Source organism: Micromonospora echinospora (assembly GCF_900091495.1).
GTDB classification, from domain to species: Bacteria; Actinomycetota; Actinomycetes; order Mycobacteriales; family Micromonosporaceae; genus Micromonospora; species Micromonospora echinospora.
Genome location: NZ_LT607413.1, coordinates 5,538,496 through 5,562,143 on the forward strand (window position 1 = coordinate 5,538,496; position 23,648 = coordinate 5,562,143).

Here is a 23,648-nt window from a genome sequence, read left to right on the forward strand (position 1 = left end):
CCCGGTCGAAGACGCCGGGTCGGGTCGATGGCTTCCTCGGTGTTCGGCGGAAATCGATCGGTAGCAAGTTCCGGGCGGGTGGATCATGGCGGACGAAGAGAAGCTCCTCGAACACCTGAAGTGGGTGACCACGGAACTCCGCCAGGCGCACCGGCGCCTGCGGGAACTGGAGGACGCCGAACCCGAGCCGATCGCCGTCGTCGGCATGGCCTGCCGGTTCCCCGGCGGCGTCAGCTCGCCCGAGGAGCTGTGGGACCTCGTCGCCGCCGGCACGGACGCGACCGGGACGTTCCCCACCGACCGGGGCTGGAACCTGGCCGAGCTGTACCACCCGGACCCGGACCACCCCGGCACCTCGTACAGCGACCGGGGCGGCTTCCTGCGCGACGCCGGCCACTTCGATCCCACCCTGTTCGGCATCTCGCCCCGCGAGGCGCTCGCCATGGACCCCCAGCAGCGGCTGCTGCTGGAGACCACCTGGGAGGTCTTCGAACGTTCCGGCATCGACGCGGGCACGCTGCGCGGCAGCCGTACCGGCGTGTTCGTCGGCACCGCCGGGCAGGACTATGCCTCCGTCCTGCGCCGCCTCCCGGAGGGCGTCGAGGGGTACGTGCTGACCGGCACCGCCGCGAGCGTCATCTCCGGCCGGCTCGCCTACACCTTCGGCCTGGAGGGCCCGGCCGTCACCATCGACACCGCCTGCTCGTCCTCCCTGGTCGCCTTGCACCTGGCCAGCCAGGCACTCCGGGACGGTGAGTGCACCCTCGCCGTCGCCGGCGGCGTCAGCGTGATGGCCACCCCCGGTGGCTTCGTCGAGTTCTCCCGTCAGCGCGGCCTCGCCTCCGACGGGCGCTGCAAGGCGTTCTCCGCCGACGCGGACGGCACCGGCTGGGCCGAGGGCGTCGGCATGGTGCTCGTCGAGCGGCTCTCCGACGCCCGGCGCAACGGTCACCCCGTCCTCGCCGTCATCCGGGGCAGCGCCGTCAACCAGGACGGGGCCAGCAGCGGCCTCACCGCCCCGAACGGTCCCGCGCAGCAACGCGTCATCCGGCAGGCCCTCGACAGCGCCCGGCTCACCCCCGCCGACGTCGACGTCGTCGAGGCGCACGGCACCGGCACCCGGCTGGGCGACCCGATCGAGGCCCAGGCGCTGCTCGCCACGTACGGCCGGGAACGCCCGGCGGACCGTCCGCTCTGGCTCGGCTCCCTGAAGTCCAACCTCGGGCACACGCAGGCGGCGGCGGGTGTGGCCGGCGTGATCAAGATGGTCATGGCGATGCGGCACGGGGTCCTGCCCCGCACCCTGCACGTCGACCAGCCCACCCCGCACGTCGACTGGACGGCCGGCGCGGTGGCGCTGCTCGCCGAGAACCGCCCCTGGCCCGAGGCGGACCGGCCCCGCCGGGCCGCCGTCTCGTCGTTCGGCATGAGCGGCACCAACGCCCACCTCGTCCTGGAACAGGCCCGCACGCCCGAACCCACGACCGACGACGTGCCCGACGCACGGACGCTGCCGGCGGTTCCGGTCCTGCTCTCCGCCGCGAACCCCACCGCCCTCACCGCGCTGGCCGGTCGCTGGGCGGCCTGGCTGGACGCCGACGCGGACCTGCGCCCCCTGGACGTCGGATTCACCTCGGTCACCTCGCGGGCCACCCTGGACAGCCGGGCGGTGCTCTCCGCCGCCGGTCGGGACGACCTGCTGGCCGGGCTGCGCGCGCTGGCGGCGGAGGAGCCGTCGGGCGCGGTGACCACCGGTCACGCGGCCGAGCGGGGTCCGCTCGCGGTGCTCTTCTCCGGTCAGGGCGCCCAGCGCGCCGGCATGGGCCGGGAACTGTACGAGACCTTCCCGGTCTTCGCCGCCGCCTTCGACGCGGTGTGCGGACACCTCGACCGGGCCCTGCCGCAGCCGCTGAAGACCGTGCTGTTCGCCGCCGAGGGCTCGGCGGAGGCGGATCTGCTGGACCAGACGGCGTTCACGCAGGCCGGGTTGTTCGCGGTCGAGGTGGCGCTGTTCCGCCTCGTCGAGTCGTTCGGTGTGACGCCGGACTTCGTGGGCGGGCACTCCGTCGGCGAGATCGTGGCGGCACACGTGGCCGGGGTGCTCTCCCTGGAGCACGCCTGCGCGCTCGTCGCCGCACGGGGCCGGCTGATGCAGGCCCTGCCGGCCGGCGGTGGCATGCTCGCGGTCGCCGCGTCGGAGACCGACGTGGCCGCCTCGATCGAGGGGCTGACCGACCGGCTCGGGATCGCTGCCGTCAACGGTCCGGAGGCGGTCGTCGTCTCCGGTGCGGTCGAGGCGCTGGACGAGGTGGAGCACGCCTGGCGGGAGCGGGGGGTGCGGACCCGCCGTCTGACGGTCAGCCACGCGTTCCACAGTCCGCTGATGGAACCGATGCTGGCGAAGTTCCGGACCCTGCTGACCCGACTCACCTTCTCCGCGCCGGCGCTGCCGGTGGTGTCGAACGTGACCGGCGCGCTCGCCGACGGTGACGACCTGCGCACCCCCGACTACTGGGTACGGCACGTGGCCGACGCGGTGCGGTACGCCGACGGCGTGTCCGCGCTGCGCGCCGCCGGGGTGGACACGTTCCTGGAGATCGGCCCGCAGAGCGTCCTGACCGCGATGACCGCCGACGCCCTGCCCGGCGACGACGACATCCTCGCCGTCGCCGCCCAACGGCGGGACCGGCCCGAGGTCACCGGCCTCTTGACTGCCCTCGCCGACCTGCACGTCCACGGCGTGCCGGTGACCTGGACGACGTGGTTCACCGACACCGGCGCCACCCGGGTGGATCTGCCGACGTACGCGTTCCAGCGGGAGCGGTTCTGGCCCGAGACGGCGACCTGGCAGGTCGGCGACGTGTCGGGCGCGGGCCTCGGTGTGGCGGGACACCCGTTGCTGGGCGCGGCGGTGCGCCTGGCCGGGGACGGCGGGGTGGTGCTGACGGGCCGTCTGTCGGTGTCGTCCCATCCGTGGTTGGCCGATCATGTGGTGTCGGGTGCGGTGGTGGTGCCGGGCACCGCGTTGGTGGAGCTGGTGGTGCGGGCCGGTGACGAGGTGGGTGCGTCGCGGGTGCGCGAGCTCACGGTCGCCGCGCCGCTGGCCCTGCCTGCCGCTGGTGGTGTTCGGGTGCAGGTGCGGGTCGGTGACGCCGACGACGTCGGTGCCCGGGACGTGGCGGTCTACGCGCAGCTCGACGAGGACGCCGACGCCGAGTGGGTCCGGCACGCCGAGGGCGTGCTCGAACCGGCGTCGGCCGACGAGCCGACCCTGACGGCCTGGCCGCCGACGGCGGCATCCGAGGTGGACCTCGCCGGCTGGTACCCGGCGTTCGCGGAGCACGGTCTGTCGTACGGGCCGGTGTTCCAGGGGTTGCGTCGGGTGTGGTCGGGTGGCGGCGAGGTGTTCGCCGAGGTGGTGTTGCCGCAGGGTTCGGCGGATGTGTCGGGGTTCGGGGTGCATCCGGCGTTGTTGGATGCGGCGTTGCATCCGATCGGGTTGTTGGATGCGGGTTCGGGTTCGGGTCCTCGGGTGCCGTTTGCGTTCGAGGGTGTGCAGGTGCATGCGTCGGGTGCGCGTGTGTTGCGGGTGTGGTTGACGCGGGCTGGTTCGGGTGTGCGTCTGGTGGCGGTGGACGAGTCGGGTGCGCCGGTGGTGTCGGTGGACTCCCTCGTCCTGCGGGAGATGGCCGCCGTCTCCACTCCCAGCGCCGCCGACCGGTCCCTGTTCGAGGTGTCCTGGCACGTCGAGGACGTCGCGCCGGCCGGGAAACCGGCCAGCTCCGCGCTGCTGGCCGTCGACGCCGCCGCGCTCGGCGTCGACCTGCCCGCGATGCCGGCGTACGCGGACGTGGCGGCGCTGCGCGCCGCCGTCGAGGCGGGGGAGCCGTCGCCGGAGATGGTGCTGCTGCCGGTGCGGGGCGTCGCCGGGCTCCCGGTCCCGGAGGCGGTGCGGGCGCTGACGGTGGACGTCCTGGCGACCGTGCAGGCATGGCTCGCCGCCGACGCGCTCGCCGACTCCCGGCTGGTGGTGCTCACCCGGGGCGCGATGACCGTCGGCGACGAGGAACGGGTGACCGATCCGGCCGGCACGGCGGTGTGGGGTCTGCTGCGGTCGGCGCAGTCGGAGCACCCGGGTCGGATCGTCCTGGCCGATCTCGACCGTGGACCCGACGTCGACACGGTGGCGGTGCTCGCGGCGGTGGCCGGCGACCCGGCCCCGACCGGTGGGCAGCTCGCGTTCCGGGACGGCACGGTGTTCGTACCCCGGCTGACCCGACTCGACGGCGACGGTCTGGTGCCACCGGCATCCGGCCGCTGGCACCTCGCGCCGGTCACGCCCGGCACGTTGGACGGCATCGACCTGGTACCCGCCCCGCCTCTCGCGCTCGGGCCGGGGCAGGTGCGGATCGCCGTACGGGCCACGGGCGTGAACTTCCGTGACGTGTTGATCGCGCTCGGCATGTATCCGGATCCGGCCGCCCGGATGGGCAGCGAGGGCGCGGGCGTGGTGTTGGAGGTCGGCCCCGACGTCGACGGCCTCGTGCCCGGTGACCGGGTCATGGGCATGTTCGAGCCTGGTTTCGGCCCCGAGGTGGTGGCGCAGCGGGAGCGGGTGGCGACGATCCCCGCCGGCTGGTCGTACACCCAGGCCGCCTCCGTCCCGCTGGTGTTCCTGACCGCCTACTACGCGTTGCGCGATCTGGCGGGTCTGCGGGCTGGTGAGTCGGTGCTGATCCACTCGGGTGCGGGTGGTGTCGGTATGGCGGCGATCCAGCTGGCGCGTCATTTCGGTGCGACGGTCTACGCGACGGCGAGCCCCGGTAAGTGGGGGACGCTGCGGGAGTTGGGTGTCGCGCCGGAGCGGATCGCGTCGTCGCGGACGACGGAGTTCGAGGCGGCGTTCGCCTCGGTGTCCGGCGGGGCCGGTGTCGACGTGGTGTTGGACGCGCTCGCGGGTGAGTTCGTGGACGCGTCGTTGCGGTTGTTGCCGCGTGGTGGCCGGTTCGTGGAGATGGGCAAGACCGACGTCCGGGACCCGGAGGTGGTCGCCGAGCGGCACCCGGGGGTGTCCTACCGGGCGTTCGACCTGAACGAGGCGGGTGGGGAGCGGATCGGGCAGATGCTGTCCGAGCTCCTCGCTCTCTTCGAGCAGGGTGCGTTGGAGCCGTTGCCGGTTCGGGTGTGGGATGTGCGGCAGGCGCGGCAGGCGTTGCGGCACATCAGTCAGGCCCGGCACGTCGGCAAGGTGGTCCTCACCGTCCCTGCTTCCATGGACCCGGACGGCACCACCCTGGTCACGGGTGCGTCCGGCACCCTCGCGGGTGTGGTGGCCCGGCACCTGGTTGCCTCGGGGCAGTCGAGTCGTCTGCTGTTGGCCTCGCGCAGTCTGCCGGCCGAGGGTAGCGACTACGCGGGGCTGGTCGCGGAGCTGACCGCCTCGGGTGCGTCGGTCACCACCGTCGCGGTGGACGTGGCCGATCCGGAGCAGGTCGCGGCTTTGGTGGCCGGGGTGGAGGCGGCGCATCCGTTGACCGCTGTGGTGCACTGCGCGGGCGTCATCGCCGACGCGACGATCACCTCCCTGGACGCGGATGCCGTGTCGACGGTGATGCGGCCGAAGGTGAACGCGGCGTGGGTGTTGCACGAGGCGACTGCGGGGCTGGATCTGTCGGCGTTCGTGGTGTTCTCGTCGATCGCGGCGACGCTCGGTTCGCCCGGTCAGGGCAACTACGCGGCGGCGAACGCGTTCCTCGACGCCCTCGCCCAACAGCGACGGGCGGACGGTCTGCCCGCCACCAGCATCGGCTGGGGCATGTGGGCGACCACCAGCAGCATGACCGCCCACCTCGACCGGGACGACGAGCAGCGGCTGAGCCGGCTCGGCATGACGGGTCTCACCGCCACCGAGGGTGCCGCCCTCTTCGACGCCGCGACGACCCGAGCGCTCCCGGCGATCGCGGCGGCCCGCCTCCGGATCACCGGGGACGCCGGGCAGGTTCCGCCGATCCTGCGACTCCTCGCCCGTTCCGGCGGACGCCGTCAGGCCGGCGGTGCGACCGGCGCGGGTGGCTCCGCCTGGTCGGAGCGGTTGACGGGGCTGTCGCAGGACGAGGCGCGTCGGCTGCTGGTGGATCTGGTGTGTGCGCAGGCGGCGGCGGTGTTGGGGCACGCGTCGGCGCAGGCGGTGCCGGGTGGTCGGGCGTTCAAGGAGTTGGGCTTCGACTCGTTGACCTCGGTGGAGTTGCGTAACCGGCTCGCCTCGGCGACCGGGCTGCGGTTGACCGCCACCCTGGTCTTCGACTACCCGACCCCGGCCCGGCTCGCCGAGCACCTGCACGACCGGCTGGCGGAGACCACGAGCGGCGACCGGGTCGTGGTCCCGACCGCCGGCCCGGCGACCTCCGACGAGCCGATCGCCATCATCGGCATGGCCTGCCGGTACCCGGGCGGGGTGGCGACTCCCGAGCAGTTGTGGGCTCTGGTCGCCTCGGGCGGGGACGCGATCGACGGTTTCCCGACCGATCGGGGCTGGGACCTGGACGCCCTCTACGACCCGGACGCGGACCGGGCGGGCACGTCCACCACCCGGCAGGGCGGGTTCCTGTACGACGCGGCCGAGTTCGACCCGGAGTTCTTCGGCATCTCCCCGCGCGAGGCCCTGGCGATGGACCCGCAGCAGCGGCTGCTGCTGGAGACCTCGTGGGAGGCCTTCGAGTACGCGGGCATCGACCCCACCAGCGGCCACGGCACCGTCACCGGTGTCTTCATCGGTGCCGCCTCCTCCGGCTACGCCGCTGGCGGCAGCGACGGCCTCGAAGGACTCGAAGGTCACCTGTTGACCGGCACCGCCGGCAGCGTCGCGTCCGGCCGGGTCGCGTACACGTTCGGTCTGGAGGGGCCGGCGGTCACCGTCGACACGGCGTGTTCGTCGTCGCTGGTCGCCCTGCACCTGGCCGCCCAGGCGCTCCGCTCCGGTGAGTGCGAGATGGCCCTCGCCGGGGGCGTGGCACTGATGGCCGCCCCGGGCATGTTCTCCGAGTTCTCCCGCCAGGGCGGCCTGGCTCCGGACGGTCGGTGCAAGGCGTTCGCCGGGGGAGCGGACGGCACCGGCTGGGGTGAGGGCGTCGGCATGCTGCTCGTGGAGCGGCTTTCCGACGCACAGCGGCGGGGACATCGGGTCCTGGCTGTCCTGCGGGGTACGGCGGTCAACCAGGACGGTGCGTCGAATGGTCTGACTGCGCCGAATGGTCCGTCGCAGCAGCGGGTGATCCGGCAGGCCCTGGCGAACGCCCGGTTGTCCACCGCCGACGTGGACGCTGTCGAGGCGCACGGCACCGGCACGACCCTGGGTGATCCGATCGAGGCGCAGGCGCTGCTGGCGACGTACGGGCAGGATCGTGTCGAGCCGCTGCTGCTCGGGTCGATCAAGTCGAACATCGGTCACACGCAGGCCGCGGCCGGTGTGGCGGGTGTGATCAAGATGGTCCTGGCGATGCGGCATGGTGTGGTGCCGGCGACGTTGCACGTGGACGAGCCGTCCCCGCACGTCGACTGGACCGCCGGAGCGGTGATGCTGGCGACCGAACCGACGCCGTGGCCGGAGACCGGCCGTCCGCGTCGGGCCGCCGTCTCCTCGTTCGGCATCTCCGGCACCAACGCCCACGCCATCATCGAACAGGCCCCGGCCGCCACCCCGGCCCGTACCGAGCGCCGCAGGACGACGCTGCCCGGGCTGGTCGCCGCCGACGCCGTACCGCTGCCCGTGTCGGCCCGCAGCGCCCGCGCGCTGCGCGACCAGGCGGCGCGGCTCCGCGATCACCTCGCCGAGCGGCCGGACCTCGACCTGGCCGATCTCGGTTACTCACTCGCCACCGGCCGTGCCCACCACCCGTACCGGCAGGTGGTGGTCGCCGCCGACCGCGACGACGCGTTGGCCGGGCTCGCCACCCTGGCCGAGGCCGACCACCGCGCCAGCGTCGGCGACAGTACGCCCAAGGTCGTCTTCGTCTTCCCCGGCCAGGGCTCCCAGTGGGCGGGCATGGCCCTCGACCTTCTCGACTCCTCGCCGGTCTTCCGCAGCCGGATGGAAGAGTGCGCGGCGGAGCTGTCCCGACTGACCGACTGGTCGATCGAGGACGTCCTACGCGGTGCCCCGGACGCCCCGGCGATGGACCGTGTCGACGTCGTCCAGCCGCTGCTCTTCTCCGTCATGGTCTCCCTCGCCGAGGTGTGGAAGGCCTGTGGGGTCCGCCCGGACGCGGTCATCGGCCACTCGCAGGGCGAGATCGCCGCCGCCTGCGCGGCCGGCGCGCTCACCCTGCCCGACGCGATGCGCCTGGTCGTGGCCCGCAGCCGGGGCCTGCTCGCCATCTCCGGGCTCGGCGGCATGGTCTCCGTGCCGCTCTCCGCCGCCGACACCGCGCAGCTCATCGCGCCCTGGGCGGACACGCTCTCCGTCGCCGCGCTGAACGGGGCCAGCGTCACCGTCGTCTCCGGCGACGCCCCGTCCGTCACCGAGCTGCTGGCGACCTGCGCGGAGCGCGGCATCCGGGCCCGGCAGATCGCCGTCGACTACGCCTCCCACTGCGGTCACGTCGAGGCGGTCCGCGAGGACCTGGCCGGCGCGCTCGGCACGATCGTGTCCCACCCGACCGAGGTGGCCTTCCACTCGACCGTCACGGGTGAGCTGGTCGACACCACCGAACTGGACGCCGACTACTGGTACCGGAACCTGCGTGAACCGGTCCGCCTCGCTCCCGTCGTCGACGCGCTGATCGCCGCCGGATACCGGACGTTCGTCGAGGTCAGCCCGCACCCCGTGCTCAAGGTGGTGGTGCAGGACGCGCTCGACCGGGCCGCCGCCGACCCGGACCAGCCTCCCACCGCCGGGCAGCCCGGCGTGGTGGTCGGCTCCCTGCGTCGCGACGAGAACGGTCCCCGCGAGATCCTCACCGCGCTCGGCGGCCTGTACACGGCCGGCGTGCCGGTCGACTGGACCGCCCTCTTCGCCGGCTCCGGCGTGACCCGGGTGGATCTGCCGACGTACGCGTTCCAGCGGGAGCGGTTCTGGCCCGAGACGGCGACCTGGCGGTCCGGTGACGTGTCGGGGGCCGGCCTTGCCGCCCCCGGCCACCCGCTGCTCGGCGCGGCGGTGCGCCTGGCCGGGGACGGCGGGGTGGTGTTGACGGGCCGTCTGTCGGTGTCGTCGCACGCCTGGTTGGCCGATCATGTGGTGTCGGGGTCGGTGGTGGTGCCGGGCACCGCGTTGGTGGAGCTGGTGGTGCGGGCCGGTGACGAGGTGGGTGCGTCGCGGGTGCGTGAGCTCACGGTCGCCGCGCCGTTGACGCTGCCTGCCGCTGGTGGGGTTCGGGTGCAGGTGCGGGTCGGTGACGCCGACGACGTCGGTGTCCGGGACGTGGCGGTCTACGCGCAGCTCGACGAGGACGCCGACGCCGAGTGGGTCCGGCACGCCGACGGTGTGCTCGAACCGGCCCTCGACGAGGAACCCGGCCTCGACACGTGGCCGCCGGCCGGCCCGGAGACCGACCTGACCGGCTGGTACGACGTGCTCGTCGGACACGGCCTGTCGTACGGGCCGGTGTTCCAGGGCCTGCGCCGGGTGTGGTCTGGTGACGGCGAGGTGCACGCCGAGGTCGCCCTGGCCGACGACGTGACGGACGTGTCCGGCTTCGGGGTGCACCCGGCGCTGCTCGACGCGGCGTTGCACCCGATCGGTCTGCTGCTGTCCGGGGACGGGACGGCCGGCCCCCGGGTGCCGTTCGCGTTCGAGGGTGTGCAGGTGCACGCCTCCGGGGCCCGTGTCCTGCGCGTGCGGCTGACGCGGGCCGGTTCGGGTGTGCGTCTGGTGGCGGTGGACGAGTCGGGCGCGCCGGTGGTGTCGGTGGACTCCCTCGTGCTGCGGGAGATGGGCGCCGTCCCGACCCCGGCTGCCGTCGACCGTTCCCTGTTCGAGGTTTCCTGGCAGGCGGAGGAGATCACGCCGGCCGGGGACGTCTCCGGCTGGGCGGTCCTGACGGCCGACGCCCCGCTCCCCGGGGACCTGCCCGGGATGCCGGCGTACGCGGACGTGGCGGCGCTGCACGCCGCCGTCGAGGCGGGGGAGCCGTCACCGGAGGTGCTGCTACTGCCGGTGCCCGCTGCGACCTCCGGGGATTCCGTGCCGGAGGCGGTGCGGGCGCTGGCGGCGGACGTCTTGGCGACCGTCCAGGCGTGGCTCGCCGCCGACGCGCTCGCCGATACCCGACTGGTGGTGCTCACCCGCGACGCCCTGACGATCCGACCGGGCGACCGGGCCGGTGACCTGGCCGGGGCAGCCGTGTGGGGTCTGCTGCGCTCGGCGCAGTCGGAGCACCCGGGTCGGATCGTCCTGGCCGACCTCGACCGTGGACCCGACGTCGACACGGTGGCGGTGCTCGCGGCGGTGGCCGGCGACCCGGCCCCGACCGGTGGGCAGCTCGCCTTCCGGGACGGCACGGTGTTCGTACCCCGGGTCACCCGCCCCGGGGCCGACCGTCTCGTCCCGTCCACCGATCTCTGGCACCTCGCCGCAGTCGAGCCGGGGACGATCGACGGCGTCGACCTGGTCGCCGGCACCGCCCTGCCCCTGGCGGCCGGGCAGGTCCGTGTCGCGGTGCGCGCCACCGGCGTGAACTTCCGTGACGTGTTGATCGCACTGGGCATGTACCCGGACTCCACTGCGGTGATGGGCAGTGAGGGTGCGGGTGTGGTGTTGGAGGTCGGCCCCGACGTCGAGGGTCTCGTGCCGGGTGACCGGGTGTTCGGGTTGTTCGAGCCTGGTTTCGGCCCCGAGGTGGTGGCGCAGCGGGAGCGGATCGCGAAGGTTCCGGCGGGCTGGTCGTTCGTGGAGGCCGCTTCGGTTCCGGTGGTGTTCCTGACCGCCTACTACGCGTTGCGTGACCTGGCGGGTCTGCGGTCCGGTGAGTCGGTGTTGATCCACTCGGGTGCGGGTGGTGTGGGCATGGCGGCGATCCAGCTGGCGCGTCATTTCGGTGCGACGGTCTACGCGACGGCGAGCCCCGGTAAGTGGGGGACGCTGCGGGAGTTGGGTGTCGCGCCGGAGCGGATCGCGTCGTCGCGGACGACGGAGTTCGAGCAGGCGTTCCTGGCCGCGTCGGGTGGTGCGGGTGTGGACGTGGTCCTCGATGCCCTGGCGGGTGAGTTCGTGGACGCGTCGTTGCGGTTGTTGCCGCGTGGTGGTCGGTTCGTGGAGATGGGCAAGACCGACGTCCGGGACCCGCAGCTCGTCGCCGAGCAGCACCCGGGCGTCACCTACCAGGCTTTCGAACTCAACCAAGCCGGCGGTGAACGGATCGGGCAGATGCTGTCCGAACTCCTCGCTCTCTTCGAGCAGGGTGCGCTGAAGCCGTTGCCGATTCGGGTGTGGGATGTGCGGCAGGCGCGGCAGGCGTTGCGGCACATCAGTCAGGCCCGGCACGTCGGCAAGGTGGTCCTCACCGTCCCTGCTTCCATGGACCCGGACGGGACCACCCTGGTCACGGGTGCGTCCGGCACCCTCGCGGGTGTCGTCGCCCGGCACCTGGTTGCCTCGGGGCAGTCGAGTCGTCTGCTGTTGGCCTCGCGTAGTCTGCCGGCCGAGGGCAGCGACTACGCGGCGCTGGTCGCGGAGCTGACCGGTGCCGGGGCGACCGTGACGACGGTGTCGGTGGACGTGGCCGATCCGGAGCAGGTCGCGGCTTTGGTGGCGGGGGTGGAGGCGGCGCATCCGTTGACCGCTGTGGTGCACTGCGCGGGCGTCATCGCCGACGCGACGATCACCTCCCTCGACGCGGATGCCGTGTCGACGGTGCTGCGGCCGAAGGTGAACGCGGCGTGGGTGTTGCACGAGGCGCTTGCGGGGCTGGATCTGTCGGCGTTCGTGGTGTTCTCGTCGATCGCGGCGACGCTCGGTTCGCCCGGTCAGGGCAACTACGCGGCGGCGAACGCGTTCCTCGACGCCCTCGCCCAGCACCGGCGGGCGCAGGGCCTGCCGGCGGCCAGCCTGGCGTGGGGGCTCTGGGCCACCACCAGCAGCATGACCGCCCACCTCGACGCCAGCGAGCACCGGCGCGCCATCCGCGCCGGCAGTGCCCCGCTGACCGACGCCGAGGGACTCGCGCTCTTCGACGCCGCGCAGCGGCACGGCGGCGCACATGTCGTCCTCATGAAGGTGCCGGCGGTGGCGGACGGGCCGGACGCGGACCGGGTGCCCGCGCTGCTGCGGGACCTCGTGCGCCAGCCCCGCACCCGGCGGCGCTCGGCGGCCCGTGGCGCCGCCGAACTGTCGGCGGCCGAACGGCTCGCCGCGCTCAGCCCGGTCGAACGGCGCGGCCAGCTCCTCGACCTGGTCGCCGGCAGCGTCGCGGCGGTGCTCGGCCACCGTTCGGCGGCGAGCGTCGACCCGCTGCGGCCGTTCAAGGAGATCGGCTTCGACTCGCTGACCTCGGTCGAGCTGCGTAACCGGCTCGCCTCGGCCACCGGGCTGCGCCTGCCGGCGACCGTGGCCTTCGACTACCCGACCCCCGTCGTGCTCGCCGACTTCCTCGACCGGGAGATCGGTGGTCGGGTCGCCCCGGCACCGACCCCGGCCACCGTCTCGACGACCGACGTCGACGAGCCGATCGCCATCGTCGGCATGGCCTGCCGATTCCCCGGTGCCGTGCAGACCCCCGAGCAGCTCTGGGACCTGGTGACGGCAGGCGCGGACGTCATCGCGCCGTTCCCCACCGACCGTGGCTGGGACGTCGCCGCGCTGCGGTCCGGCGCCGGGGACGACACCGACGTCCCGCGCAACGGCGGCTTCCTCTACGACGCCGCCGACTTCGACGCCGCCTTCTTCGGCATCAATCCGCGTGAGGCCCTGGCCATGGACCCGCAGCAGCGGTTGCTGCTGGAGACCTCGTGGGAGGCCTTCGAACGGGCCGGCGTCGACCCGCTCACCGCCCGGGGCAGCAGCACCGGCGTCTACGTCGGCCTGATCTACCACGACTACGCCGGCAAGGCGCTCGGCACGTCCGACGAACTCGACGGGTACGTCGGCAACGGCAGCGCCGGCAGCGTCGCCTCCGGCCGGATCTCGTACCTGTTCGGGCTGGAGGGGCCGGCGGTCACCGTCGACACCGCCTGCTCGTCGTCGCTGGTCGCCCTGCACCTGGCCGCCCAGGCGCTGCGGCAGAACGAGTGCGGGCTCGCCCTCGCCGGTGGCGTCAGCGTCATGTCGACCCCCGGCATGCTCGCCGAGTTCTCCCGCCAGCGCGGCCTGTCGCCCGACGGACGGTGCAAGGCGTTCGGCGCGGGCGCCGACGGCACCGGTTTCGCCGAGGGCGTCGGCATGCTGCTGCTCGAACGGCTCTCCGACGCCCAGCGCAACGGGCGGCGCATCCTCGCCGTCGTCCGGGGCAGCGCCGTCAACCAGGACGGTGCCAGCAGCGGGCTCACCGCCCCGAACGGCCCCGCGCAGCAGCGGGTGATCCGGCAGGCGCTGGCCAACGCCCGGCTCGCCCCCGCCGACGTGGACGTGGTCGAGGCGCACGGCACCGGCACCGCCCTCGGTGACCCGATCGAGGCGCAGGCGCTGCTCGCCACGTACGGGCAGGACCGTACCGAGCCGTTGCTGTTGGGATCGATCAAGTCGAACATCGGCCACGCCCAGGCGGCGGCCGGTGTCGCCGGCGTGATCAAGATGGTCATGGCGATGCGCCACGGGCAGGTGCCGGCGACCCTGCACGTGGCCGAGCCGTCCCCGCACGTCGACTGGACGGCCGGCGCGGTCGAGCTGCTCGCCGAGGCCCGCCCCTGGCCGCAGGTGGACCGGCCCCGCCGGGCCGCCGTCTCCTCGTTCGGCATCTCCGGCACCAACGTCCACACCATCCTCGAACAGGCCCCGGAGGCGACGCCCGCACCGGTCGCGTCGGTCCCCGCCGTGCTCGGCGACCTGACCACCCCGTGCGTGCTCTCCGCCCGCACCGGCCCCGCCCTCGCCGGGCAGGCCCAGCGGCTCCGTGCCTGGCTGGCGGCGAACCCGGAGACCGGACTGCCCGACCTCGGGCACGCGCTGGCCACCGGACGCTCGGCGTTCGAGCACCGGGCGGTGCTGCTGCCCCGGGACCGGCAGAGTCTCCTCGCCGGCCTCGACACGATCGTCGACGACCAGCCGTCCTCCATCGTCGTGCGCGGCACGGCCCGCACCGGCCGGCTCGCCGTCCTCTTCTCCGGTCAGGGCGCGCAGCGCGCCGGCATGGGCCGGGAGCTGTACGGGGCGTTCCCGGTGTTCGCCGCCACGCTGGACGAGGTCTGCGGCCACCTGGACCCGCTGCTGCCGCAGCCGCTGAAGCCCGTCCTGTTCGCGACCGAAGGGTCGCCGGAGGCGGAGCTGCTGGACCAGACCGTGTTCACGCAGGCCGGGCTGTTCGCGGTCGAGGTGGCGCTGTTCCGGCTGGTCGAGTCGTTCGGGATCGTCCCCGACTTCGTCGGCGGTCACTCGGTCGGCGAGATCACCGCCGCCCACGTGGCCGGGGTGCTGTCCCTGGCGGACGCGTGTGCGCTGGTCGCGGCCCGGGGCCGGCTGATGCAGGCCCTCCCGGCCGGCGGGGGCATGCTGGCGGTGGCCGCGCCGGAGGCGGAGGTCGCGGAGACGCTCGTCGGGCTGACCGACCGGGTCGGTGTCGCGGCGGTGAACGGTCCGCGCGCGGTGGTCGTCTCCGGTGCGGTCGAGGCGCTCGACGAGGTCGAGCGGATCTGGCGGGAACGCGGGACGCGGACGCGTCGGCTGCGGGTGAGCCACGCCTTCCACAGCCCGCTGATGGAACCGATGCTTGACGGGTTCCGGGCCGTGGTCGAAGGGCTGACCCTCGCCGAGCCGCGGCTGCCGGTCGTGTCGAACCTGACCGGCGCGCTCGCCGACGCCGACGAGATCCGCACCGCCGACTACTGGGTACGGCACGTCCGCGAGGCGGTCCGCTTCGCCGACGGCATCGGCTACCTGCGGCAGCGCAACGTCGGCACCTACCTGGAGGTCGGGCCGGACGGTGTCCTCGCCGGCATGACGCAGGACTGCCTCGCCGAGGGCACGACCGACGGCACCGGCCCGGTGGTCGTACCGACCCTGCGCAAGGGCCGCACCGAGGCGTCCGCGCTGCTCACGGCCCTGGCTGAGGCGTACGTCGGTGGTGTCGCCGTCGACTGGAGCCCGCTGACCGGCGGCTCCGGCGCGTCCCGGGTGGACCTGCCGACGTACGCGTTCCAGCGGGAGCGGTTCTGGCCGGAGGCGGTGGCCTGGCGTACGGGCGACGTGTCGGGTGCGGGGCTCGCGGCGGCGGAGCACCCGCTGCTGGGCGCCGCCGTCCGACTCGCCGGTGACGACGGGGTGGTGCTGACCGGCCGCCTGTCGATCGCCACCCACCCGTGGCTCGCCGACCACGTGGTGTCGGGTTCGGTGCTGGTGCCGGGTACCGCGCTGGTGGAATTGGTCGTGCGGGCCGGCGACGAGGTCGGCGCCTCCCGGGTACGCGAGCTCACGGTCGCCGCGCCGATGTCCCTGCCGGCCTCCGGTGGGGTCCGGGTGCAGGTGCGCGTCGGCGCGGTCGAGGCCGGTGGACGGGACGTCGCCGTCTACTCGCAACCCGACGACGACGCCGACGCCGAGTGGGTCCGGCACGCCGAGGGCGTGCTGGAACCCGCCACGGATGACGAGCCGGCGATCGACGCGTGGCCCCCGTCGGGCCCGGAGACGGATCTGACCGGCTGGTACGAGGCGCTGGTGGGACACGGTCTGTCGTACGGGCCGGTGTTCCAGGGGTTGCGTCGGGTGTGGTCGGGTGGCGGCGAGGTGTTCGCCGAGGTGGTGTTGCCGCAGGGTTCGGCGGATGTGTCGGGGTTCGGGGTGCATCCGGCGTTGTTGGATGCGGCGTTGCATCCGATCGGGTTGTTGGATGCGGGTTCGGGTTCGGGTTCGGGTCCTCGGGTGCCGTTTGCGTTCGAGGGTGTGCAGGTGCATGCGTCGGGTGCGCGTGTGTTGCGGGTGTGGTTGACGCGGGCTGGTTCGGGTGTGCGTCTGGTGGCGGTGGACGAGTCGGGTGCGCCGGTGGTGTCGGTGGACTCCCTCGTCCTGCGGGAACTGACCGGCGCGGTCGCCGCCCCGGTTGCCGCCCCCCGGTCGCTGTTCGAGGTGACCTGGCAGCCCGAGGACGTCACGCCGGCCACCGCCCCGACGGCCTGGGCCCGGCTGGGCACCCCGGATGCCGTGGCCGACCTTCCCACCGGCCCCGTCTTCGCCGACGTGGCGGAGCTGGCGTCCGCCGTGGCGACGGGAGACACCGCGCCCGAGGTGGTGCTGCTGCCGGTGCGTGGTGTCGTCGACGCCCCGGTGCCGCAGGCGGTGCAGGCCCTGACCGATGCGGTCCTGGCGACGGTGCAGGCGTGGCTGACGGCGGACGCGCTGGCTGACTCCCGGTTGGTGGTGGTGACCCGGGGCGCGGTGGCCGCGCAGGACGACGAGCGGGTGGCCGACCTGGCGGGTGCGGCGGTGTGGGGTCTGCTGCGGTCGGCGCAGGCGGAACACCCGGACCGGATCGTGCTCGCCGACATCGACGGGACCGTCGACGCGCGGGCCCTGGGCGTGCTGGCGGCCGTGGCGGCGGACCAGTCCGTCAGCGGCGGGCAGCTCGCGATCCGGGGCGACCGGGTGTTCGCGCCCCGGATCGTCCGGCCGGCCGGCGCGGAACTGACCCCGCCGGCCGACGGCCCGTGGCACGTGGCCGCGGTACGTCCCGGCACCCTGGACGGCGTCGAGATCGTCCCGACCACGCCGGTCGACCTGGCGCCCGGTGAGGTCCGCATCGCGGTGCGCGCCACCGGCGTGAACTTCCGCGACGTCCTCATGGCGCTCGGCATGTACCCGGACCCGGCTGCGGTGATGGGCAGCGAAGGTGCGGGTGTGGTGCTGGAGGTCGGCCCCGGCGTCGAGGGGCTCGCCCCTGGTGACCGGGTGTTCGGTCTCTTCGAGCCTGGTTTCGGCCCCGAGGTGGTGGCGCAGCGGGAGCGGATCGCGAAGGTTCCGGCGGGCTGGTCGTTCGTGGAGGCCGCCTCGGTGCCGGTGGTGTTCCTGACGGCCTATTACGGGCTGCGTGCCCTCGCCGATCTGCAGGCCGGTGAGTCGGTGCTGATCCACTCGGGTGCCGGTGGTGTCGGGATGGCGGCGATCCAGCTCGCGCATCATTTCGGTGCGACGGTCTATGCCACGGCGAGCCCCGGTAAGTGGGGGACGCTGCGGGAGTTGGGTGTCGCGCCGGAGCGGATCGCGTCGTCGCGGACGACGGAGTTCGAGCAGGCGTTCCTGGCCGCGTCGGGTGGCGCGGGTATGGACGTGGTCCTCGACGCCCTGGCGGGTGAGTTCGTGGACGCGTCGTTGCGGTTGTTGCCGCGTGGTGGCCGGTTCGTGGAGATGGGCAAGACCGACGTCCGGGACCCGGAGGTGGTCGCCGAGCGGCACCCGGGGGTGTCCTACCGGGCGTTCGACCTGAACGAGGCGGGTGGGGAGCGGATCGGGCAGATGCTGTCCGAGCTCCTCGCTCTCTTCGAGCAGGGTGCGTTGGAGCCGTTGCCGGTTCGGGTGTGGGATGTGCGGCAGGCGCGGCAGGCGTTGCGGCACATCAGTCAGGCCCGGCACGTCGGCAAGGTGGTCCTCACCGTCCCTGCTTCCATGGACCCGGACGGCACCACCCTGGTCACCGGAGCCTCCGGTTCCCTGGCCGGTGTGGTGGCCCGGCACCTGGTTGCCTCGGGGCAGTCGAGGCGTCTGCTGTTGGCCTCCCGGACGGTGCCGGCCGAGGGCAGCGACTACGCGGCGCTGGTCGCGGAGCTGACCGCCTCGGGTGCGTCCGTCACCACCGTCGCGGCGGACGTGGCCGACCCGGAGCAGGTCGCGGCCCTGGTCGCGGGGGTGGACGCGGCGCATCCGTTGACTGCCGTGGTGCACTGCGCGGGCGTCATCGCCGACGCGACGATCACCTCCCTGGACGCGGATGCCGTGTCGACCGTCCTGCGGCCGAAGGTGAACGCGGCGTGGGTGTTGCACGAGGCGACTGCGGGGCTGGATCTGTCGGCGTTCGTGGTGTTCTCGTCGATCGCGGCGACGCTCGGTTCGCCCGGTCAGGGCAACTACGCGGCGGCGAACGCGTTCCTCGACGCCCTCGCCCAGCACCGACGGGCGGACGGTCTGCCCGCCACCAGCATCGGCTGGGGCATGTGGGCCACGGGTGGCATGGCCGCCCGCCTCAGCGCGGACGACCGGCAGCGGCTGGGCCGGCTCGGCATGAGCGGCCTCACCGCCACCGAAGGAACCACCCTGTTCGACGCCGCGATCACCGGGACATCGTCCACGGTGGTGGCCGCGCGGCTGCGGATCACCGGAGAGCCCGCGCAGGTCCCGCCGATCCTGCGTCGGCTGGCCCGCAGCGGGGCACGCCGGCAGACGCGCTCCGTCGAGGCCGGCACGGGCACGTGGTCGGAGCGGTTGACGGGGCTGTCGCAGGACGAGGCGCGTCGGCTGCTGGTGGATCTGGTGTGTGCGCAGGCGGCGGCGGTGTTGGGGCACGCGTCGGCGCAGGCGGTGCCGGGTGGTCGGGCGTTCAAGGAGTTGGGTTTCGACTCGTTGACCTCGGTGGAGTTGCGTAACCGGCTCGCCTCGGCGACCGGGCTGCGGTTGACCGCCACCCTGGTCTTCGACTACCCGACGCCGGAGCGGCTCGCCGAGCACCTGCACGAGCAGATGGGCCACTCCGTGGCAGCGACTCCCGCCGCCGTCCGGACCGTCACCGCGCCCGGTGACGACGACCCGATCGCGATCGTCGGCATGGCTTGCCGGTTCCCGGGTGGCGTCTCGAACCCGGAACAACTGTGGAACCTGGTCGTCTCGGGCCGCGACGCGATCGACGGTTTCCCGACCGACCGGGGCTGGGACCTGGACGCCCTCTACGACCCGGACGCGGACCGGGCGGGCACGTCCACCACCCGGCAGGGCGGGTTCCTGTACGACGCGGCCGAGTTCGACCCGGAGTTCTTCGGCATCTCCCCGCGCGAGGCCCTGGCGATGGACCCGCAGCAGCGGCTGCTCCTGGAGACCTCGTGGGAGGCGTTCGAGTCCGCCGGCCTCGACCCGCGCGACACCAGGGTCACCACCGGCGTGTTCGCCGGACTCATCCACCACGACTACGCGGGCCGGCTGGAGGCCTCGGAGGAACTGGAAGGTTACCTCGTCAACGGCACCGCCGGCAGCGTCGCCTCCGGCCGGGTCGCGTACGTGTTCGGCCTGGAGGGGCCGGCGGTCACCGTCGACACGGCGTGTTCGTCGTCGCTGGTCGCCCTGCACCTGGCCGCCCAGGCGCTGCGTTCCGGTGAGTGCGATCTCGCACTGGCCGGTGGGGTGACGGTGATGGCCACCCCGAGTGCCTTCGTCGGCTTCTCCCGGCAGCGGGGTCTCGCCCCGGACGGCCGGTGCAAGGCGTTCGCCGGCTGCGCGGACGGCACCGGCTGGGGCGAGGGCGTCGGCATGCTCCTCGTGGAACGCCTCTCCGACGCCCGGCGGCGCGGCCACCGGGTCCTGGCGGTGCTGCGGGGCAGTGCCGTCAACCAGGACGGCGCGTCGAACGGCCTGACCGCGCCGAACGGCCCCGCGCAGCAGCGGGTGATCCGGCAGGCCCTCGCGAACGCCCGGTTGACCACGGCCGACGTGGACGCCGTCGAGGCGCACGGCACCGGCACCACCCTCGGCGACCCGATCGAGGCGCAGGCGCTGCTCGCCACGTACGGGCAGGACCGGCCGTCCGACCGGCCGCTGCTCCTCGGGTCGATCAAGTCGAACATCGGTCACACGCAGGCCGCTGCCGGTGTCGCCGGCATCATCAAGATGGTCCTCGCCATGCGGCACGGCCTGGTCCCGCCGACGTTGCACGTGGACGAGCCGTCCCCGCACGTCGACTGGGCCACCGGAGCCGTCGCGCTCGCCACCGAACCGACGCCGTGGCCGGCGGTGGACCGGCCCCGCCGGGCGGCGGTCTCCTCGTTCGGCATCTCCGGTACGAACGCGCACGTGATCATCGAGCAGCCGCCGGTGACCGACGTGGTCGAGGCCGTGGAGCCGGTGCCGCCAGCGATGACGCCGGTGCTGCTGTCGGCGCGGTCGGAGACGGCTCTGGCCGGGCAGGCGGGCCGGTGGGCCGACTGGCTGGCGGGCGACGAGGCGTCCCGTCCGGTGGACGTGGGCTGGTCGTCGGTGACCACCCGGCCGGCGTTGGCGCACCGTGCGCTGGTCGCGGCGGCCGACCGCGACGGGCTGGTCGCCGGGCTGCGCGCGCTCGCAGCGGGTGACCCGTCGGGCACGGTGGTGACCGGCACCGCTGCCCAGCGTGGCCAGGTGGCCCTGCTCTTCTCCGGCCAGGGTGCGCAGCGCGCCGGGATGGGCCGCGAGCTGTACGGGGCGTTCCCGGTGTTCGCCACCGCGTTGGACGAGGTGTGCGGCCACCTCGATCCGCTCCTGCCGCAGCCGTTGCGGACCGTCCTGTTCGCCGAGCCCGGCACGCCGGAGGCGGCGCTGCTGGACCAGACGGTGTTCACGCAGGCCGGGCTGTTCGCGGTCGAGGTGGCACTGTTCCGGCTGGTCGAGTCCTTCGGGATCGTGCCCGACTTCGTCGGCGGTCACTCGGTCGGTGAGATCACCGCCGCCCACGTCGCCGGAGTGCTGTCTCTCGCCGACGCGTGTGCGCTGGTCGCGGCGCGGGGCCGGCTGATGCAGGACCTTCCCGCCGGGGGCGGGATGCTCGCGGTGGCCGCGTCCGAGGAGGCGGTCACCGAGACGCTCGTCGGCCGGACGGACCGGGTGGGTGTCGCCGCCGTGAACGGCCCGTCGGCGGTCGTCGTGTCGGGTGCGGTCGACGCCCTCGACGAGGTGGAGCGCATCTGGCGGGAGCGGGGTGCGCGGACCCGTCGGTTGACGGTGAGCCACGCGTTCCACAGCCCGCTGATGGAGCCGATGCTCGACGGGTTCCGCACGGTCGTCGAGGGGCTGACCTTCGCCGCGCCGCTGCTGCCGGTGGTGTCGAACCTGACCGGCGCGCTCGCCGACGCCGACGAGTTCCGCGACCCGGACTACTGGGTCCGGCACGTGCGGGAGACCGTCCGCTTCGCCGACGGGGTCACCGTGCTCCGCAAGGCGGGCGTGGACACGTTCCTGGAAATCGGCCCGCAGAGCGTGCTGACCGCGATGACCGCCGACGTGCTCCCCGGCGACGAGGACGTGCTCGCCGTGGCCGTCCAGCGGCGGGACCGTACCGAGGTGACCGGGCTGGTCGCCGCGCTGGGCGAGCTGCACGTGCACGGCCTGCCTGTCCGGTGGGAGCCCTGGTTCACCGGCGCGCGCCGGGTGGACCTGCCGACGTACGCGTTCCAGCGCCAGCGGTTCTGGCCCGAGCCGGCGAGCCGGCCGCAGGGCCAGGCACCGGTGGTGGACGCGGGCGACGCCGAGTTCTGGGCCGCCGTCGAGGGCGGCGACCTGAGCGTCCTCGCCGGCCAGCTCGGCGCGGACGCGGTGGACGCCCTCGCCCCGGCCCTGCCCGCGCTCACCTCCTGGCGTCGGGCCCGGACCCGGGACGCGGCGGTGAACGGCTGGTCGTACCAGGTGGGATGGCGGCGGATCGACCTGGTCGACCAGCCGGCGGCGACCGGCGGCTGGCTGCTCGTCGGCCCCGACGGCGACCCGGCGGGGGAGCAGGTCACCGCCGCGCTGACCGCCGCCGGTGGCGACGTCCGGCGACTCGTCGTCGACCCGGCCACCGCCACCCGGGGCGGCCTGACCCGCCGGTTGACCAGCGCGCTGGCCGACGGGCCGGTCACCGGCGTGGTCTCCCTGCTCGGCCTGGCCGACGGCGCACACCCGAAGCAGCCGGCCGTGCCGGCCGGCGTCGCGGCCACCCTGCTGCTCGTGCAGGCCCTGCACGACGCCGGTGCGGCCGTGCCGCTCTGGTGCGTCACCCGGGGCGCGGTCGGCACCGGCGACGACGACCCGGCGCGCAGCGCCGCCCAGGGTGCCCTGTGGGGCCTGGGCCGGGTCGCCGGCCTGGAACTGCCGCAGCTGCGGGTGGGTCTGCTGGACCTGCCGGAGCGGGACGTCGAACCGGTCCGGCTGGCGGCGGCGCTCACCGCCGCCGGGGACGAGGACCAGCTCGCGGTCCGGCCCACCGGCGTGTACGCGCGCCGGCTGACCCGGGCCACCCCCGCCGACCCGGCGGCGGCCGAACGCTGGCAGCCCGCCGGCACCGTGCTGGTCACCGGCGGCACCGGCGCGCTCGGCGCGCACGTGGCCCGCTGGGCGGCCGGCAACGGCGCGGCGCACCTGGTGCTCACCAGCCGGCGCGGCGACGCCGCCCCCGGCGCGGCCGACCTGCGCGACGAGCTGACCGCTCTCGGGGCCCGGGTCACCGTGGCCGCCTGCGACGTGGCCGACCGGGACGCGGTGGCCGCGCTGCTCGCCCGGATCGACGACGACCCGGAACCGCTGACCGCGGTGGTGCACGCAGCCGGGCTCAACGACGTGGTCCCGCTGGTCGACACCGACCTGGACCGGTTGGCCGGGGTGATGGCCGGCAAGATCGCCGGGGCGGTGCACCTCGACGAGCTGCTCGGCGACCGGCCGCTCGACGCGTTCGTCCTCTTCGCCTCGATCGCCGGGGTGTGGGGCAGCGGCGGGCAGGCCGGCTACGCGGCCGGCAACGCGTACCTCGACGCGCTGGCCGAGCGGCGACGTGCCCGGGGCCTCGCCGCCACCTCGGTGGCGTGGGGGCCGTGGGCCGACGGCGGCATGGCCACCGACGACGCCCAGCGGGAGTTGGCCCGGCGCGGGCTGCGGGCGATGGCCCCGGACGACGCGGTGCATGCCCTGCGGGTGGCCGTCGGTCGTGGCCGCACCGGCCTCACCGTGGTCGACGTGGACTGGGCGACGTTCGCCCCGGCGTACGGGTCGGCCGGCCCGCGTCCGCTCCTGGCCGACCTGCCGGAGGCCCGGCAGGCCACCCCGGCCGAGGACACCGCCTCGGCCGACGGCGGCCGGTCGCTGCGCGAGCGGCTGCTCGCCCTGCCCGGCGACGAACGGGACCGGCACCTGACCGACCTGGTCCGCGCCGAGGCGGCGGCCGTGCTCGGCCACACCGGTCCCGAGCTGGTCAAGCCGAGGCGGGCGTTCAAGGAACTCGGCTTCGACTCGCTGACCGCCGTCGAACTGCGCAACCGGCTCGCCCGGGTCACCGGCCTGTCCCTGCCCACCACGCTGGTCTTCGACTACCCCGACCCGGCCACCGTCGCCGGGCACCTGCTCACCGAGCTGGTTCCCGAGACGCAGCGGGAGGAGACGGCCGACCCGGCGGAGACGGCGGTGCGGCAGGCCCTGGCCACCATCCCGCTGGCCCGGATCCGCGAGGCCGGGCTGCTGGACCTGCTGCTCACCCTCGCCGACGGCGACGACACCGACCACGCCTCCACCGACGAGGGCGTCGACATCGACGAGATGGACGCCGACACCCTGATCAGGCTGGCGCTCGACGGCTCCGAGTCCTGACCCT

At 74.2% G+C, this 23,648-nt stretch carries 1 protein-coding gene; it reads left to right on the forward strand.

The genetic code is table 11. The features are described from left to right. The first annotated feature begins 85 nt into the window (after positions 1–85). Positions 86–23,644 carry a type I polyketide synthase gene (locus tag GA0070618_RS24410; RefSeq protein WP_231931438.1) on the forward strand — a complete coding sequence of 7,853 codons (23,559 nt, stop codon included), beginning with the start codon at positions 86–88 and terminating at the stop codon, positions 23,642–23,644. Positions 23,645–23,648 lie beyond the last annotated feature (4 nt).